This is a genomic window from Myxococcales bacterium, assembly GCA_016703425.1.
Taxonomy (GTDB): domain Bacteria; phylum Myxococcota_A; class Polyangia; order Polyangiales; family Polyangiaceae; genus JADJCA01.
In genome coordinates, this window is sequence record JADJCA010000001.1 from 272390 (window position 1) to 290088 (window position 17699).

General features: G+C 70.6%; 16 protein-coding genes. 14 read left to right on the plus strand and 2 right to left on the minus strand.

The window, feature by feature from the left end:
• Window positions 1-4 precede the first annotated feature (4 nt).
• Genes IPG50_01120 through IPG50_01185 form a run of 14 tightly spaced genes read left to right on the plus strand, consistent with a single transcriptional unit; the run spans window position 5 to window position 15393 of the window.
• Window positions 5-1495, plus strand: a complete 1491-nt coding sequence (locus IPG50_01120) for an ATP-binding cassette domain-containing protein (protein ID MBK6690803.1) — start codon at window positions 5-7, stop codon at window positions 1493-1495.
• Window positions 1492-2559 carry an ABC transporter permease gene (locus IPG50_01125; protein MBK6690804.1) on the plus strand — a complete coding sequence of 356 codons (1068 nt, stop codon included), beginning with the start codon at window positions 1492-1494 and terminating at the stop codon, window positions 2557-2559. The genes IPG50_01120 and IPG50_01125 overlap by 4 nt, the downstream gene beginning before the upstream one ends.
• Window positions 2556-3482 carry an ABC transporter permease gene (locus tag IPG50_01130; GenBank protein MBK6690805.1) on the plus strand — a complete coding sequence of 309 codons (927 nt, stop codon included), beginning with the start codon at window positions 2556-2558 and terminating at the stop codon, window positions 3480-3482. The genes IPG50_01125 and IPG50_01130 overlap by 4 nt, the downstream gene beginning before the upstream one ends.
• Window positions 3479-4477 (plus strand): pyridoxal phosphate-dependent aminotransferase, encoded by a 999-nt coding sequence (locus IPG50_01135; GenBank protein ID MBK6690806.1) that lies wholly within the window; start codon window positions 3479-3481, stop codon window positions 4475-4477. Before IPG50_01130 ends, IPG50_01135 begins: the two co-directional genes overlap by 4 nt.
• Window positions 4471-4665, plus strand: a complete 195-nt coding sequence (locus IPG50_01140; protein ID MBK6690807.1) for a hypothetical protein — start codon at window positions 4471-4473, stop codon at window positions 4663-4665. Before IPG50_01135 ends, IPG50_01140 begins: the two co-directional genes overlap by 7 nt.
• Complete coding sequence (locus tag IPG50_01145) at window positions 4662-6344, plus strand: hypothetical protein (protein ID MBK6690808.1); 1683 nt, start codon at window positions 4662-4664, stop codon at window positions 6342-6344. The genes IPG50_01140 and IPG50_01145 overlap by 4 nt, the downstream gene beginning before the upstream one ends.
• Window positions 6341-7306: an NAD(P)-dependent oxidoreductase gene (locus IPG50_01150; GenBank protein MBK6690809.1), complete on the plus strand. Its 966-nt coding sequence runs from the start codon at window positions 6341-6343 to the stop codon at window positions 7304-7306. Before IPG50_01145 ends, IPG50_01150 begins: the two co-directional genes overlap by 4 nt.
• Window positions 7303-8454, plus strand: a complete 1152-nt coding sequence (locus IPG50_01155) for a flippase-like domain-containing protein (protein MBK6690810.1) — start codon at window positions 7303-7305, stop codon at window positions 8452-8454. Before IPG50_01150 ends, IPG50_01155 begins: the two co-directional genes overlap by 4 nt.
• Window positions 8451-9479: a glycosyltransferase gene (locus IPG50_01160; protein MBK6690811.1), complete on the plus strand. Its 1029-nt coding sequence runs from the start codon at window positions 8451-8453 to the stop codon at window positions 9477-9479. Before IPG50_01155 ends, IPG50_01160 begins: the two co-directional genes overlap by 4 nt.
• Window positions 9476-10588: a radical SAM protein gene (locus IPG50_01165; protein ID MBK6690812.1), complete on the plus strand. Its 1113-nt coding sequence runs from the start codon at window positions 9476-9478 to the stop codon at window positions 10586-10588. The genes IPG50_01160 and IPG50_01165 overlap by 4 nt, the downstream gene beginning before the upstream one ends.
• On the plus strand, window positions 10585-11517 hold the full coding sequence (locus IPG50_01170; protein ID MBK6690813.1) for a hypothetical protein: 933 nt from the start codon (window positions 10585-10587) through the stop codon (window positions 11515-11517). The genes IPG50_01165 and IPG50_01170 overlap by 4 nt, the downstream gene beginning before the upstream one ends.
• Entirely contained in the window at window positions 11514-12413 is a 900-nt protein-coding gene (locus IPG50_01175) for an NAD-dependent epimerase/dehydratase family protein (protein MBK6690814.1), read from the plus strand. The genes IPG50_01170 and IPG50_01175 overlap by 4 nt, the downstream gene beginning before the upstream one ends.
• Complete coding sequence (locus IPG50_01180) at window positions 12410-13168, plus strand: SDR family oxidoreductase (GenBank protein MBK6690815.1); 759 nt, start codon at window positions 12410-12412, stop codon at window positions 13166-13168. The genes IPG50_01175 and IPG50_01180 overlap by 4 nt, the downstream gene beginning before the upstream one ends.
• On the plus strand, window positions 13165-15393 hold the full coding sequence (locus IPG50_01185) for a hypothetical protein (protein ID MBK6690816.1): 2229 nt from the start codon (window positions 13165-13167) through the stop codon (window positions 15391-15393). The genes IPG50_01180 and IPG50_01185 overlap by 4 nt, the downstream gene beginning before the upstream one ends.
• Here the strand turns inward: IPG50_01185 and hutI are convergent.
• Together hutI and nagZ are read right to left on the minus strand one after the other, a co-directional pair.
• Window positions 15356-16597 carry an imidazolonepropionase gene (gene hutI / locus IPG50_01190; GenBank protein ID MBK6690817.1) on the minus strand — a complete coding sequence of 414 codons (1242 nt, stop codon included), beginning with the start codon at window positions 16595-16597 and terminating at the stop codon, window positions 15356-15358. The two genes, IPG50_01185 and hutI, sit on opposite strands and share 38 nt — an antisense overlap.
• The gene (nagZ, locus tag IPG50_01195) at window positions 16594-17691 is read right to left on the minus strand and encodes a beta-N-acetylhexosaminidase (GenBank protein ID MBK6690818.1); all 1098 of its coding nucleotides are present in this window, start codon (window positions 17689-17691) and stop codon (window positions 16594-16596) included. The genes hutI and nagZ overlap by 4 nt, the downstream gene beginning before the upstream one ends.
• Between the last annotated feature and the right edge of the window lie 8 nt (window positions 17692-17699).

Genomic DNA, 17699 nt, shown 5'->3' on the forward strand with positions numbered 1-17699 from the left:
GCCTTTGGACGCGCTCCGGCTTCGTCAGATCTCGAAACGCTACGGCGCCGTGCACGCCGTGCGTGACGTCGACGTCGCCTTCGAGACGGGGCGCGTGCACGCGGTCGTCGGCGAAAACGGCGCCGGCAAGAGCACGCTCCTCCGCATCGCCGCGGGCCTCGTTCGCGCGGACTCGGGGCGCATCTTCGTCGAAGACCAGGAGCAGCTTGGCTTCACGGCCGCCGGCGCGCTGGCGCGCGGCGTGGGGATGGTGGAGCAGCACTTCGCCCTCGTTCCCGTCTTCACGGTCCTCGAGAACATGGTGCTGGGGCGTGAGCCCGGCGGGTTCTTCGGCTTAAGGCTGGAGCGTGTGCGTGAGGCGGCGCGCCGCGCCTTCGAGCAGATCGGCGCATCGGTGCCCCTCGATGCGCGCGTCGAGGCGCTCGGGGTAGGTGATCGGCAGCGCGTCGAGATCGCGCGGCTGCTATTCCGTGGCGCGCGCACGCTAATCCTCGACGAGCCCACCGCCGTCCTCACGGCCCGCGAGGCCGAGCGGCTCTACGGCAAGCTCCGGATCCTGGCGGGCTCCGGTTGCAGCATTGTCGTCGTCACGCACAAGCTCGACGAGGTCCTCGCCTTCGCCGACACCGTGACGATCATGCGCCGCGGGGCCATCGTGGAGACGCGGCCCGTACATCGGGGCTCCGGCCAAGAGGAATCACGCGCGCTGGCTCGCGCCATCATGGGGACCGAGCCGCTGGTGCCGCCGCCACGACCCACGCGCCGCGCAGGCGCGCCCGTGCTCAGCGTCGAGCGCGTCTCTCTTGGAACGGCGCTGCGCGATGTTTCGTTCCAAGTGAGCGAAGGCGAGGTCGTCGGCGTCGCTGGCGTCGAGGGCAACGGCCAGGAAGAGCTCGTGCGCATCATCGCCGGCCTCGCGGTCCCCGACGCCGGTCGCGTGACGCACGCGGGCACGGTCTCGGTGGTGCACGGCGATCGGCACCGCGAAGGCCTGGTGCTTGGCGCCTCGGTGGCCGACAACCTCGTGCTTGGCGAGCTCGCGGCGTTCTCTCGGCTGGGCCCCGTCCGCGTAGGGTTCCTGCGCCCGGGCCTGCTCGCCAATGCGGCCGCCGCAAGGCGCGACGCCGTCGGCGTCGTTCCGACGGACCTCTCGCTGCCGGTCTCAGCCCTCTCCGGCGGCAATCAGCAGAAGGTCGTGGTGGCGCGCGCCCTCGCGCGAACCGAGTCGGGGCTCGGTCTCCTCGTGCTCGCGCACCCCACCCGCGGCGTCGACCTCGGCGCGGCACGCGCGATTCACGACTTGGTGCGGCGCCTCGTGGAGCATCGGCCCATCGGCGCCCTTGTGCTCAGCTCTGATCTCGACGAACTGCGAACGCTCTCGCACCGTCTCTTGGTGCTGTCGCGCGGCACCATCGCGACCGAGCTCTCGCCCGACGCGAGCGACCTGGCCATCGGCGAGCAAATGCTCGGCCTCGGCGCGGAGGTGCGCGCATGAGCGGCCTCTTGCGCGGCAGCGTCGCGGGGCTCCTGGTCGCTGTGCTCGCCCTCGCGATCGCGTGGCTCGCCTTCGATCTGCTCGTCATCGGCTACGGCGAGTCGCCGCATCAGTTGATCGTGTTGCTGGTCCGCGGCACCTGGGGCACCGCCTACGGCATCGGGCAGGTCCTGTACAAGGCCACGCCGCTCCTCTTTGGAGGGATCGCGGTCTCGATCGCGTTGCGCGCGGGTCTCTTCAACGTCGGCGTCGAAGGGCAAATGAGCATCGCGGCCCTCGGCGCCGCCGTCGTGGCGGCACGGCTCTCGGGCCTATCGCCGTGGCTCGCGGTGCCCATCGCGCTAGCGGCGGCCGCCTTCTTCGGCGCGCTCTGGGCGGCCCCCGCGGCGCTGCTTCGTGCACGGCGGGGCGTCCACGAGGTGATCGCGACGATCCTATTGAACCGTGTCGCCGATGGCGTCGTGACGTTCCTCTTGGCGGCGGGCCTCGCGCTGCCCGCCTCGGTGCGCACGCCCGCCATCGCGCCGAGCACGCGCCTCGCGCGTCTCGAGACCGTCGTGCCGGCGCTTGCCGGCAGCGCCGTCAGCTACGCTCTGCCACTTGGCGTGGCGCTCCTTCTGCTCTGGAGTGTGTCGGCCCGCTGGACGCGCCTTGGCCGTGAGCTCGAGCAGGTGGCGCAGGGACCCGAGGCGTGCGCCGCCGAGCACATCCCCGTCGCGCGCCGGCGCTTCGAAGCCCTCGTGCTCTCGGGCGCCGTCGCCGGTCTCGCCGCCAGCGCCACGGTGTTCGGCTACAAGGGCGCCTTCGAGCAGGGACTCGGCGCCGGCGCGGGCTTCATCAGCATCGCCGTGGCGCTCCTGGGCCGAGGAAGCTTCGGCGGCCTCCTCGCCGCGGCGCTGCTCCTGGGCACGCTTCAACAAGGCGGTCTCGTCATCAACGCGCGCGTGCCGATGGAAATCATCGACGTTGTGTCGGCGGTGCTCATCGTCGCCGTCGCCATCGCCGACCGAAAGCTGACGCGGCTCTTTGGCGCGCTCGACCATGAGCGGAGGCTCGCCGCGTGATCACGCTGCTCGCGCTGCTGCTCGCGCAGACCGTGCGCACGCTCGTACCGTACGTGTGCGCGGCCGTCGGCGGCGCACTCAGCGAGCGAAGCGGCGTCGTCAACATCGCGCTCGAAGGCATCTTGCTCGCGAGCGGTCTCGGGGCCGTGGTCGTTCACGTCTCGACGGGGAGCGCCGTGGCGGGGCTCGCGGCCGGGGTGATGGTAGGGGCGGCCTTCGGCGCGCTGCACGCGCTCCTCGTGCTGCGCGCCGGTGCCAACGCCATCTTGAGCGGCCTCGCGCTGAACCTGTTCGCCGTCGCGGGGACGCGGTTTCTTCTCCGGGCGCTCTACCGCTCGAGCTCCAACTCACCGCCCATCAGCGCCTTCCGCGTGGCCGAGGGCTCGTCGCTCCTTGTGCGTACGTTCGCCGATCCGATTCTATGGCTCGCCATCGTGTTGGCCGTTGCCACGGCTCACTTCTTGGCCAAGTCTCCCACAGGCCTTCGCATTCGAGCCGCCGGCGAGAGTCCCGAAGCGGTGCTTTCTGCGGGCCTCTCGCTGGGTCGCCTTCGCGCCGGCGCTGTCATCGTCGGCTCGGCCATCTGCGGCCTCGGCGGCGTCGCGCTCGCGTACGACCAGCACCAGTTCCAGTCGGGGATGAGCGGCGGGCGAGGCTTCATCGCGCTCGCAGCCGTTGTCCTTTCGGGGTGGCGGCCCGGTCGTGCTGCGCTCCTCTGCGGCGCCTTCGCAGGCCTCGACGCGGCGCAGATCGTCCTCCAAGATCGGATGCGTTCAGCGCAAGATCTCCTGGCAATGCTCCCCTACGTGGTCACCTTGATTCTCCTTGGCGTAGCGGCGCGCCCTCGCGACAGTCGCGGCGGCATCGCCGCGGCCGGCCGAGACTGGACGCGCGCGCCGGCGGCGCTTGGGAAAGAGTCATGAGCCGAAGCCTCTCGGGCGCTGTCTTGCGCTTGCGCCCCGGCGTCTTTGCGGAGCTTCAGCCCCGCATCGACGCGGCCGTCGCCAGCGGGCGTGATCTGGTGCCGCTGCACATCGGCGACACGTGCGCCGCGGCCCCGCCGCTCGGCGAGGACTGGACGCGAGAAAGTTCGCTTAGCGCCTACGGCGCGACGACCGCGCTCTCTGAGTTGCGGCACGCGGCTGCGGAACGCTTGCGTTCCCTCGGCCATGGCCCAGCCGACGTCGACCCGGAACGGCACGTGCTCGTCGGCGCCGGCGCGACGCACGCCCTCGCGTGTGCGGCGCGAGCCGTGCTCTCGGAGGGCGATGAGGTCCTTCTCCTGGCGCCCTATTGGCCGCTCGCCCACGGCATCATCACGCAAGCCGGCGCCATCCCCGTCGAGGTGCCGTTCACCGACCGTGTGGACGATCCGTCGTTCGACGTCACAGCTCAGTTGAGCGCGGCCTGCACGGACCGAACGCGTGCCCTCTACCTCATCACACCCAACAACCCCGACGGCAAGGTCCTCTCGGCGGCCACCTTGGAAGAACTCGCCGCCTTCGCGATCGAGCGCGACCTCTGGGTCTTCGCCGACGAGGCCTACGCCGACTGGGTTTACGACGGCGCGCATCGCTCGATCGCCTCGCTGCCGGGCATGGCGGCGCGCACCGTGAGCGCCTATTCCGCGTCGAAGAGCCACGCGCTGGCCGGCGCGCGCATCGGTTTTGCGCTCGCCGCGGCAGACGTGATTGCCGCGGCCCGCCGCGTCTCCGTGCACACGGTGTTCAACGTGCCCGTGGCCATGCAGCGCGCCGCGCTTTCGGCGCTGCGTGCGCCGCCGACGTGGCACGACGAGATTCGGGCTCGTTATCGCGAGGCGCGTGACGCGATGACCGGCGCCCTTCGAGCCGCAGGCCTCGCTTCGCGGTTCCCGAAGGCGGAGCTTATGTCTTCGCCGACTTCGCGCCGGTGTTAGGTGGCGCACCGCTCACGCGGCTCCTCGAAGCGGCCGTGGAGGAGGGCGTGCTGCTCACCCCTGGCGAGGCGTTCGGCGACGCGTACCGCACATGGGGCCGCCTTTGCTTCACGAGCGTGCCGTTGGAGCGCACGGCGCTGGGCGTGTCGCGCCTGTGCCGCGCGATCGAGGCCCTCGCCGCCGGATGAAGTCGCCCGTCAAAGACCGCGTGGCAGCGGCGCTCGCCGCCCTCGCGCTCGCGTTGCCGGTCGTGCTCTTCGCGTACCCGCCGATGACCGACTTGCCGCACCACGAGGCCCTCGTGGCGCTCCTCCGTCACCACGGCGACGCGTCGATGTTCCCGGCGATTTACGTCAAGAACCTGGGCCAGCCGAACCAGCTCTTTCACTTCTTGGCGTGGCCGCTCTCGTACGTCGTCGGTGTGACAATGGCCTGCAAGCTTACTGCCGCGCTCGCGGTAGCGGGCGTGCCGCTGGGAGCAGCTCGCTTTGCGCGCGGCGTCTCATCCCCCGGCGTTGCGGCCCTGGCGGTGACGCCTCTCGCGGTTGGTTGGCTCTTCTCGTGGGGTTTCGTCAACAACCTGCTCGGCCTCGGAATCTTGCTCGCTGCCCTCCCCGAGATCGATCGGCTCGCGCAGCGGCCCGCGCTCGGGGCCACCGTCCGCGTGTCGTTCGCTGTGTTGCTCCTCTACTTCGCCCACGAGTTGATGATGTTCGTGGCGGTTGGTGCCGTCGGCCTCTTCGCGCTCTTGACGGCCCGCTCGCTCGGCGGATTCGCCGTCAGGGCTGCGCCGGCGGGCTTCGGGCTCGCGGCGGCGTTATGGCAAATCGGAGCGCAAGAGGGGCTCAAGACGACCACCGTGCGCTCGATACCCAACATCTGGCTTCCGATTTCGCAGAAGTTCCGCGAGATCCCGGCGGTCCTCGTCGGGGGCGTCGAGCTGCCCGAGCGCACGGCGCTCTTCGCGCTGCTCTTGGGCTTCTTCATCGCGCTTTTCGTCGTCGGGCGCCGCCACGCACGGCGCGGCGCGGCCGCGCGCGATTCGGCAGCGGCCCCCGTCGCGAGCCTTCGTGAGCGCCTCTCGGAGCGCCGATTTGAGCTGCTCGCCATCGCCGTCTTCGGGCTCTACCTCGTCGGCCCCTTTGCCTTCAACGGCGCGATGCTCGTGCACGAACGCTTCTTGGCGCCGGCTTTCGCCATCGGCGCCGTAGCCGTCGCGCGCCACGTGGACCTCGGGGGACCGCTGGCGCGAAGCGGCGAGAGCGCGCTCATCCGCGTGTTCGGCGCGATTCTCCCGCTAGCGGCGCTGTCGGTGCAGCTGCCGCACTACTTCGACGCCGCCCGCAACTACCACGACATGGAGCGACTCTTCGAGCGGATCACGCCGAACAGCTCGGTGGCGGCGGTGGACCTCGACAAGAACCAGGGCGGGCGGCCGTTTACGGTGGCCTCGGGGCTCTCACGGGTTCTCGTGCGTCGCGGCGGCCGCGTGCTCTACTCCTTCAGCGAATCCACTGTGGCGCCCGTCATCTTGGCGCCGCGCTACCAGTGGAACGAGCCTTCGGCGCGGATCATGCTCGACAACACGAAGTTCCGACCCAAACACGATTTCACGCGCTTTCGGTACCTTCTCCTCCACTCGTCGAACCCGGGCCGCATCGCGACGGTGCGAGCGGCCGTCGGCGAAGAGGCCTCCTTCGTGGCGGTCACCGGAGAGTGGGCGCTCTTTGAGTCAAGGCTCCCCGTGGTGCCTCTCGACGCGCCCGACGTTCCGCTCCCAACGCCGCGCCCCGAAACGCTCGCGCGGCGACTCTTCTTCATCGAGCGCGGCATTCAGCGGCCCGAGGACATAGGGGTCACGCCGTGAGCCGCGTGCTCGTCACCGGCGCCGCAGGCTTCGTGGGCTCGCATCTCACGGCTTCGCTGCGCAGCGAAGGCCACGAGGTCTATCCCATCGTACGCGCCGCGCGTGCCCCGGGCGACGTGACCATGTCAGAGTTGCTCGCCGGGCAAGGGCCGCACGAGGCCGACATCGTGGTTCACGCGGCCGCTGTGCGTCATCGCTACGGCGCGTCGGCCGACACCTACCGAAGCTCCAACATCGAGCTCATCGGCGACCTTCTGCGGCGCGCCAAGGCCATGGGCTGTCGGCGCTTCGTGCTCGTCAGCTCGGTCGGCGTTTATGGCTTCCCCACGGCGCTGCCCATCACGGAGCGTCATCGCTTCGCGCCTCGCACGCTCTACTCAGCCACGAAGGTGCACGCCGAAAAGGCTGCTCGGCTGCTCGCGGCGGAGCTCGACCTCGAGCTCGTCATCGTGCGGCCCACCATCGTCTACGGCCCCGGCGATCGCCACGGCATGCTCGACAAGCTGGCCGACGTGATCGCCGCGCGGCGCTACCTCATCGTGGGGCCCGGCACCAACGTCCTTCATCACACTCACGTCGACGACGTTGTTCGCGGGCTCACGCTCGCGGCGTTTCGCAGGGAGGCCGCTGGCGAGGACTTCATCCTCGCGGGGCCTGAAACGACGACGCTCGCGGAGCTCTCACGGCTCGTCGCGGCGGAGCTTCGGGTTCGCCTTCCGCGGATGCATTTGCCGCTGCCGGTGGCGCGCCTCGCCGCGTCGGCCATCGATCTGGCCGCGTACCGAGGCTGGGCCTTCGTGTCGCACGAGCCCCCCGTCAACCACGACAAACTCGACGTGATGACTGTCTCCATCGCCTTCGATCCAGCGAAGGCGCGCGCGCTCCTCGGTTATGAGCCTCGCGTTCGCTACGAGGAAGGCGTGCGACGGACCCTCGCAGCGCGAGGCACGTCGCCCTCATGACGGGGTCGCCCGCGCCGTCGCCTTCCAGAGCGCCGACGAAGCGCTGGGCCAAGGCGCTCTTCTCCATCGGCATCGCTGGCGTCGCGCTGGCCTTCGTCGCCTATGTCGTGCCGGTTCGCGACACCTGCGTCGACCCGGAAACGGGTACGCGCATGAGTCGCGTCGAGACCGGGCCGGTGGGGAGCGCGGAGGGAAGCGGAGAGCGGCCGGGCGGCTGTTCGCTCGCGAGGCGAGGGGAGGTGGTGCGCCGCTTGAGCTCGGCCGAGTGCAGCGCGCTCGCGTGTGAGCCGGGCCTTGGGTCCACGTTCCGCGGGACGAGCCCGAGCTGGCTCGCGGCCATGGCCGCCTTGTACTTTCTCGGCACCTTCGCCTGGGCCGTCCGCTGGCGCGAGCTTCTGGGCTTGGCCATGACGGAGAAGTCCAAGGCGCCAGGGCCGCTTTTCGTGTGGCGCATCACGCTCGAGGCGCAGGCCGGCGGCATTCTCCTGCCCGGCGGCGTGGCCGGCGACGCCCTTCGCATCGGCTCCATGGTGGGGCGCGGCATTCCACTCTCCGTCGTCGTCGCGTCGACGCTCCTCGACCGAGCCCTCGGCCTCGTGACGCTGGCGATGGTCGCGGCGGCGCTGGCGCTCGGGGCTGGAGACCGCGCCATCGACGGGCGCGTCCTCGCCGTCTTGGCCGCGTGTCCCCTCGGGCTGGGCGTGGGCCTCATCATCCTTCGAAGCCCGCCGATGTCACGCTGGCTCTCCGAGGGGCCGCTCGCGAAGTACGCCCGCGACGCGGCCGCCTACATCGCCAGCGACCGTGCCCCGCGCGCCATCTTGCGGGCCTTCGTCGTGAGCCTTGTGGTCAGCGCCACGCAGCTCCTGGTCCTCCGGGGGCTCGTGCACGCGCTCGGCGCCGTTCCCGTGGAGCCACGCTGGGTCTATCTCGGCACCGCCATGGCCTTCATGGTGGCGGCGCTGCCCGTGCTCCCCGGCGGTTGGGGGACGTCCGATGCGGCCTTCGTGTTCTTCTTCGCGTTCGCCGGACTTCGGCCGCAGGTCGCGCTCGGCGCGTGCCTGCTCTACCGAGCGTTCTGGTATCTTTCCGGGATCGTGGGGGCGCTGCTTCGACTTCTCTCTGCCGTGAGGACGCCGCCGTCATGATGACCGTATCCATCGTCGTGCCCGCCCACAACGAAGCGGGAAACATCGAACATGTGATGCGCTCCTTGGTCGAGCAGGTGACGCGCGAGGCTCGCATCATCGAGGTCGTCTGCGTGGCCAGCGGCTGCACCGACGACACGGCCGAACGCGCCCGCGACGTCTCCGAGGGCCGGCCCGGCGTCCACGTGCAGGTGCAAGAGGTCCGCGCCGGCAAGGTCGCTGCCATCAACGAGTACCTCAAGATGCGCGACCCACGCGCCGAGATCGTCGTCTTGTCGAGCGCCGACTTGCGCGTCGCGCCGGACGTCGTGGAGCGCATCGTCCAGTGCTTCCGCGACAACCCCGACGTGGGCATGGTGGGGGCGCGGCCCGTGCCCGACAACGACACGAGTCAGCTCGTCGGCAAGATGGTGCACCTGCTCTGGGAGATGCACCACCGCGTTGCGCTCTCGGTACCCAAGATGGGCGAGCTGGTGGCGTTTCGCTCGGCGCTCGTCGACCGCGTCAGCGAGCTGAGCGTCGTCGACGAGGCGAGCATCGAAGACATCATTCGCTCGAAGGGCTACCGCCTCGCGTACGTGCCCGACGCCGTCGTGCAGAATCACGGGCCCGAGACGTTGCGCGAGTTCTTCGAACAGCGCCGGCGCATCGCCCGCGGCCACTACTGGCTCGACTTCGCCTTCGGCTACCGCGTGGCGACGCTCGATCGCGGCCTCGTACTCGGGACGCTCAGCGAGGTTGCCAAGGAGGAGGGCGCCTTCGGCCGGGCCGCCCTGGCCGTCGCCGTGGGCACCGAAGCGCTCGCGCGCGTGGCGGGCCTCTGGGACGCGCGCGTCGTCGGCGGCAAACACCGAACCTGGAAGCCACTCGCGTCGACCAAGCGGCTCCGCGACGACGTTGAACCACCAGCATCGGCGCGTGTTCCGTTGCCGCCACCGAGCGTGCGCTTCGCGCCGCCGCCACCCTCGTCACGCGCCGTCGACGCGGCGTCGCCAGCACCATCCTCGCGGCGAGGCCGGCCGTGAAGGCGCCCCTCGCGGCGAAATTGGCGGAGTACCGCGTGGCGCACGCCACCGGGCGTATCAAGCCGCTGCCCATCAACCTCACGGTGTCGGTCACCTACAGCTGCCCGTCGCGCTGCGCGACCTGCGACATTTGGCAGAAGAAGGTCGACGACATGAGCGTCGACGAATACGCGAAGACGTTTCGTACCCTCGAGAAGGTTCCCATCTGGGTCACGCTCTCGGGCGGTGATCAATTTATTCGCCGTGAGCTCGACGAAATCGTTCGCCTCGTGCGCACCGAAATCGAACCGAGCATCATCAACATTCCGATGAACGGCATCATCACGGAGCGCATTTTTACGCTCCTCCCGCGCATCGCCGACGTGAGCCGGGGTGCGCAGCTCGTGCTGAACCTGTCGGTCGACGAGATCGGCGCGAAGCACGACGAGATTCGCGGCGCGCCCGGCAACTTCGACAAACTCCTCGGGGTCGCCGAGCTCATCCACGATCTCAAGAAGACCTATCCCCACGTCGTGCTCGGCGTTCACACGGTCATTTCTAAGCTCAACGTCGAGCGCATCCCCGAGATCGAGCGCGAAGCGCGGAGCATCTTTCGCCCCGACTCGTACATCACGGAGGTCGCCGAGAATCGCGTCGAGCTAAAGACGATGGAGAAGGACATCACGCCCGACGTGGCGGCCTACCGTCGGGCCACCGAGCACCTGAAGCGCAGCGTTTGGGACCACCGGTCGCTTCACCCGGTGGCGCGGCTCGTGCAGTCGCTCCGCCTCGAGTATTACGACCTCGCCGCGAAGATCCTTGAAGAGAAGCGGCAAGTCATCGACTGCTACGCGGGCTGGGCCAGCGCCCATCTAGCCCCCGACGGCCACGTGTGGGGTTGCTGCACGCGGGCCGAGTCGCTCGGCAACGTCCGCGACATGGGCTACGACTTCGCGGCCATTTGGCGTGGCCCCGAAGCCGACGCCTTCCGCGAGAGCGTGCGCAGGCACGAGTGCTCGTGCCCCTTGGCCAACGCCAGCTACACGAACCTCTTGCTCGACGCCGGCTCGCTCGTCCGCGTGACAGGCAACCTCACCGGTGTGCGGGCGCCTGGAGGTCGTGCGCGATGAGCTTCGCGGAGACCATTGACGCCGACCGCGGCCTCGGCAGCGCCTACGAGCGCTACTACTTCTACGAGCTCTTGGACCGGTGGCACCGGGAGCTTGGCGCCAAGACGTTCCTCGAGGGGCCCCTCGATGGCATGGCGGGCGTGCCCGGCGTCCACGGCGTGGGCCTCGCGCGGAGGGGGGCTTCCGTCATCTCGGTGGTCCGCACGGAGGCGCAGGCGGCGATCACGCGCGCCGTTTATCGGAGGGCCGCGCCGAGCGGCAACGTGGAGGTTCGCGTTCTACCGAACCTCGACGACATGGAGTCGTTGCCCGAGGCCGATCTCGTGCTCGCGTACCACGCCCTTGAGTTCGTACCGGATTGGCGCGCCTTCATCGAGCGCGTCGCGAAGCGCGCGCAGAAGGGCTTCGTCATCACGACGTGCAACCCGGAGAACTGGGGCGTCGAGATCATTCGGAGCGTCGGCAAGCTGCGAGGCATCCAAGGGCTCGAGCCGCCGGACCGCTGGCGGACCGACGCGCTGGCCCCGACCTTGTGGCGTCTCGGTCGCGTGCGCGAGCACGAGTTCTTCGACTGCCCCTGGTGGCCCGACCTGCAGGTCTCGCCGGGGCAGAGCCTGGCCGATCGCGCGAAGAAGCTCGTCTTGTCGCGACGAAAGGCGGTGACCTTCACCGCCGACGCAGCCCAAGCGCCCGAGCTGGCTCGTCGCTTCGTCTACGGCGCCGACCGCTGGCCGTATTTTGGAGACGACGGCTTCGATGACGAGCTCGGGCCGGCGCTGAAGAGGCACCCGTCGTTCGATCGGCTGGCGACGTCGCGCTGGAAGGCGCTCGCGGGCCACCTGCATGCCTTTCTCGTGGACGTGTCGCCGCGCACGCCGCAGCAGCGGCGCCGCCTGCGCCTCGCGGACTCGGCGAACGAGGAGCCATGAAGGTCGTCGTGGCCGGGAGCCGCGGCGCGCTGGGAGAGCGCCTTGTGCGCGCGCTCACGGCCCGGTCTGTCGGGAGCGGCGCCGACGAGACGGTCGGCGTCGACTTTCGCGCGGACGGCGAGAGCGAGCACGACCGCAGCGAGCTCGCGAGTGCCGACGTCGTCATCAACGTCGGCGGCCCGCGGGTGCGCCCCGGTCTCACAGCGAGCGACTACTTGCGCGAACACGTCGGCGTCACGGACACCGTGGCCCGCGTCATGCGACGCGGCGCGCACCTGGTGCACGTGTCCAGCACCGCCGTGTTCGGCGCGCGCGGCGTGGCGCTCTCGGCCGACAGCGAGCCCATGCCAGAGCGCTTCCCGATGCCGGAGTACGCGCACGCGAAATGGGCCGCCGAGCGACAGGCGACCGAGCTTGCGCGCTCGCTCGGCCTCGCTCTTTCGGTCGTGAGGCCGTCGATGGTCTACGGCCCGGACGTCGACAGCGCCCTCGAGACACTGCTTCGCTTGGGGCGGCAGCGCGTTTCGCTTCGCCTGTTGCCCGGTCGGCTCTATCAGCACCTGCTCCACATCGAGCTCCTAGTCGCCGCCATGGCCCGCCTCGTCAGGAGCCCCGCGGGGCCGCGGCCGCTCCTGCTCGCCGATCCGTTCGTGCTCGAGAATCGGGACCTCCGGCTGCGCGGTCGGGCGGCGGCGGTGGTGCCGATCCCGCTCGGCGCGGTGCGCCGAAGCGAGGCGCTCTGGAGCGGCCGGGCGAGGGGAGGGCTCCGCTTGCCGAGCCTCGCCGTCCTGGCCATGAGCAACGTCTTCGCCGTGGAGGAGACGTTTCAGCGACTCGGCCTTGCGCAGTACGACTTTTCTCGGCAGCTCACCTTCGACCGGTACTTCCACGCATGACGGTCCTCGCTCCCGGCGCCCACGCTGTTGTCGTCGGCGCTTCGTCCCAGATTGGTCGCGCCATCGCGGAAGCGCTCTCGGGGCGAGGACTCGTGGTGTCGGGCCTCGCGCGCAGCGCCCCGGCAGGAGCGCCCTACGCCGCTGGCTTCGCGTGCGACGTCGCCCTCGAAGGGTCGGCGACGGAGGCCCTCGCGCGGGCCGGTGAGCGCGCCCCCATCGACGTTCTCGTGTACGCAGCCGGCGCGGGCGCCATGGGACGCACGCTCGATGTGCCGGAGGAGGTCGCAGCCGGGGCCTTCGCAGTGAACTTCTGGGGCCTCGATCAGTGCGTGCGCGCGGTCGTGCCCGGGATGCAAACGCGCCGCCGCGGCGCCGTGCTCGCGGTCTTGAGCCTCGCTGCGCTGCGCGCCGTTCCCTTCGAGGCGTATTACGCCGCGAGCAAGGCTGCGGCAGCGCGATACCTCGAGTGTTTGGCGCTCGAGCTCGCGGCGAGCCACGTGGACGTGCACTACGTCGCGCCTGGGTACATCGACACCGGCTTCTTCGAACGCGGCGGCTTCCACGGCATGGCTCCGCCAACGGTGCGCGGCTCCGGAACGACGCCCGCCGATGTCGCGCAGCGTGCCGTGGCGCTCCTCGAGGGGCGCCCTCGCTCGCCGGTCTTGGGGTGGCGTGAGCGAACGATTCGCTTCGCCGACCGCGTCGCGCCGGGCCTCTACGATCGACACCTCCGGCGAGGTTTGCGTCGATCGTGAGTCCGAACCGCACTCCGTGGCTCATGACGGCCGCCACGGTGCTCGTGGGCTCGCTCGCCGCGCTGCACCTCGCGGCTTTTGCCCGCGCCGTGCCGAGCCAGGATTTTCTCGGCGACGTCGTTTACCAAGAGGCGCTCGCCAAGAGCCTCGCGCGAGGCGCGCTTTTCGACGACTGGCTCGCCGGCGAAGCCTTCGGGCGCGCGTCGACCGTGCAACGCGGCAGCGTCTTGTTGTTCTTGCCCTCGGCGCTGCTCCAGGGCGCGGGGCTGTCGTCCCTCGTCGCGGCGAAGGCCTGGTTTCTGGCCCTCTACGTCGCGGCGGCGGCGCTGTTCTTCCGCCTCGCGCGTGCGCTCGGCGCCTCGACCGGCGCGGCGGCCTTGGGAGCGGCGCTTTACGCCGTCGCGCCGTCGCACCTCTTGAGCTTCGCCGTGGCCGGTCACTGGCAGCTCGCCGTCAGCTTCGCGCTTCAGCCGCTCGTCCTCCTCTTGTCGTTCCGTCTCGTCGAGGCGTGCGCTGCCGGCGCGCCAACGTCGCGGCTCGTGGCGGGATTGGCGCTGGCGCTCTCCTGGGGGGTCCTCAGCGACAACGAGCGGACCGCGTGTCTGCTGCCGGTCCTTGCCGCCGCCGTCGGCGTGGCGGTCGCGCCGAGGGGCGCGCGCGCGGGTTGGGCCGCGGTTGGCGCGCTGGCGCTCGCGGGCGTGTGGGCCTTCGGGATCGCGGCCGCGGGCGCCGTGCCGCTCCTCCTCGAACAAGGTGCTCTCGCGCTCCTTCGAAACACGTTCCTCTTCCCGTCGCACGCCACCGGCGAGTTTTCTCATCCGCTCTACCTCCTCGATGGCGGCGGCGTTCTCTACGCGGGTGGCGAACCTCGTCCCGCGGGCGCGACGGGCCTCCGCGAGTCGTTCTTCTTGGTCGGCGTCGCGGCAGGCGCGGCCGCCTGGCGCTTCGACCTTGCGGGGGCGCGCGCCAGCGCTGCCGCCGAGCGCTCGGCAGAGTCCTCTCTTCGAACCCACGGGCCGGCGCTGCTGGCAGGGGCGCTGGTCGCGCTGTGGCTCGCCACACCTCGACCGGGATGGCTCCTCGCGAGCTTTCGGCTCTTTCCCGCGAGCGAGGCGAAGAGCCTCTGCGGGGGCGTATTGCTCTCGGGCGCGGCGCTCGCCGTTCTTCTTGCTGCGACGCGCAGCAAGCCGCTGCGCGTCAAACTCGCCGTCGCGGGTCTCGCGTTGTTCTTCCTGCTCGTTCCGTCGGGGGCGGTCGTGGCGCACTTGCCGGTCCTGTCGCACGTTGCCAACACGCGCTGGTATTGGCACGTCGCCGGACCGCTCCTCTTGGCCGTCGTGGCTGCGCTCGCATTCGACGCGCTGCGGGGCCTCACGATCTCGCGCCTCGTCGCTGCCGCGACGCTCTGCCTCCTCGTTGCGCTCTTCGTCGTGGACCAACTCGCGTACAAACATCCTCAGAGTCGCGTCCAAGACGGCGCGTTGGAGCGCGGCCAAGCCACCGCCCGCGCGCTCGACAACGATCCACGCTCCGGTCGCTACCTGCCGTACCCGCACGTCGAGTCCTTCGCGGAGCTGGCCTTCGCGCTTCGCGAGGCCCGGCGCCCGAGCGCGTCTTCGTGGCTCCTCTGGGCCGCCTCGCGGCCCGCGGTGGAGCGCCTTGCGGCCGACTACCGCCTGCTGCAAGACGCGATGGCCGTGCGCGTCGATGCGCCGGACGCCCGAGAAGCTGCGCAACGCGCACTGGAGCGTCTCGCCGTCGACGATGTTCGCTACCTCGTGAGCACACAAGGGAGCGACCTGGAGCGACTCGTCGGTTGGGGATTGGTTGCGCGAGCGCCGGGGGACGGCGCCCGCGTCTTTCGTAACTTGCTTCACGATGGCGCGAGGTTCGCGACGAGCGGCGGAGCGGCCGTCGCCTTCGAGCGCGTGGTGGCGGAGCGCATCACGGTGGCGGCTCCACCCCAAGGGCCGCTGCGCGTCGTCGAGGGCTTCAGCCGGCACTGGGGCGCCGACGTCGACGGGGCGCCCGCAGCGGTGCGAGAGGAGGGCGGGTTTCTCGTCGTCGATGTTCCACCCGGGGCCCGTCGGCTGGAGCTTGCCTACGCGCGGCCGCGCTACGAGGCGTGGCTCCTCGGTGCGTCGCTGGCGTTGGCCATGGGGGCGCTGGTGACGGCAACTGGGAGGGTCACGCTCCGCCGACGAGCCACACGCCGTCGCGCATGACGTGGACCGCGCGCGGCGAACCCCACGGCTGGAGCAGCGCAGCCTCGTGGGGCAAGTCCCACACGGTGAGATCAGCCGGCGCGCCTACCTTGAGCTGACCGTGCGTCGGCAACGCCAAAGAGGCCGCTGCGCGCCGCGTGACGCCGAGCCATATTTCCTCCGTTGAAAGACCGTAGAGGCGCGCTGCCAAGGCCATCGCGAGCGGCAAGCTCTCCGTTGGCGCCGTGCCTGGGTTCGCGTCGCTGGCGACGGCGAGCGGCACGCCGTGTCGCCGCAGGAGCGCCACATCGGGCGGCGCCTGCGCGAGTGTGAAGCTAGCGATGGGCAGGAGCACCGCCGTGACCCCGGCCTTCGCCAGCGCCGCGGCGCCGTCGTCGCCGACGTGCTCGACGTGATCGACCGACAGGGCCGAAAGCTCAGCCGCCAAGGCCGCGCCGCCGATGTCGGCGAACTGGCCAACGTGAAGGCGCACGTCGAGCCCGAGGCTCCGCGCGCGCACGCCGACGAGACGCGCCTCGTCGACGCGGAAGGCGTTGCGATCGACGTAGGCATCGACGAAGCGCGCGAGCTTGGCCTCCGCGACGGCCGGCAGCGTACGCTCCACCACGCTCTCCACGAAGGCAGCCCGGTCGACGTTCGGCGGCAGCGCGTGCAGGGCCAAGAAGGTCGGCACGACGCGAGGAAGGCCGGGCTTGCTTGCGGCGCGCGCGATGGCACGGAGTTGCTTCAGCTCGTGCTCCTCGGTTAGGCCGTAGCCACTCTTCACCTCGACGGTCGTGACGCCGAGGGCCGCCATCCGGGCGAGGCGCGCGCAGAGCTCTTCGGCGATCGCGTCCTCCGACGCCGCGGCGATGGCTCGGTGACTCGAGAGGATTCCGCCGCCGGCTTTGGCGATGGCCTCGTAGTCGCCCCCGGCCATGCGGACGGCGTACTCGGCGTGCCTGGAGCCCACGAACGCCGCGTGCGTGTGTGCGTCCACGAGCCCAGGCGTGAGGAGGCCCCCGCCGTGAGGGCCGGCGAGCGTGACGGTTTTGTGGAGGCCAGCGGGGCACTCGGTCGCGCGCCCGACCCACGCGACGCGCCCACCCTCGACAACGACGACCCCGTCGTCGATAGCGCCCCCCGCGAACGCGTCGTCGTTGACGCACGTGATGACGCGGCCGGCGCGAACGACGACGCGTGCGGCTGACGTCGCTGGGCTCATGCGACGCCAAACTCCGAGGATGCGGAGCGAAGCTCTTCGGCGAAGATCGCACGCTCCGGCGCTGCAAAGTGCCGTGAGAGCTCGGCCGGCGCCATCGGACGGGGCGCGACGCGGCGGCGAAGCACGGCGAAGCGACCGAAGGCCTCTTCGCAGCGCGCGCGGAAGGCGCCGCTCGCTTCGCATCGCCGCACGAGGGCTTCGCGCGCCCGTTCCGCCAGATCGAGCCGCGAGCAAACGAGGAGCGCGTCGCAGCCGGCCTCAATGGCAGCCACCGCGGACTCCTCGATGGAGAGCGTCAGCGCCTTCATCTCGAGGTCGTCGGAGAAGAGAACGCCTTGGAAGCCCATGGCCCCGCGCAGGAGGTCGGTAGCGATGACGCGCGAGAGCGTCGCTGGGCGCTCTCGGTCGAGCGAGGTGTAGAGGACGTGCGCCGTCATCATGGCGTCGAAGCCCGCTTTCGCCGCCCCGCGGAAGGGCGCGAACTCAACGGCGTCGAGTCGCTCCCGCCCATGGGTCACGACGGGCAGCGTAAAGTGCGAGTCCGTTGATGTGTCGCCGTGACCGGGAAAGTGCTTCCCGCAGACCGCGACGCCGGCCTCTTGGAGGCCCGCCGCGAAGGCCAGGGCGAACGTTGTGGCGGGCTCCGCCGACTCGCCGAAGGCACGGTCGCCGATGACTGGGTTTTGCGGGTTCGAGTGGACATCGAGGACCGGCCCGAGGCCGCTCGAGAAGCCGAGTGCCGCGAGATCGCGGCCGAGCGCGTGGCCCGCGCGCTTGACGAGATCCGCGTTGGCGGCGCCCGCGAGGCGCAACATCGGCGGCAGTCGCACGATCGGTGGGCCGAGCCGCGCGACGCGACCGCCTTCTTGGTCGATGCACACAAAGGGGGGAAGGGCGCCGGAGGCAGCGTCCCTTGCGGCACCCGTGACGGCGGCCACCTCCAGCGGGTCGCCGGTGAGGTTCCTGCGAAAGAGGATGATCCCGCCGAGCTCGCCGCGAGCGAGCGCGCCGCGCGCCGCCACGGGCAACTCGGTGCCGTCGAAACCCGCGACGATGAGCTGCCCGACGTCGGTCCCCAGGAATGCGTGGCTCACGGCCTCGG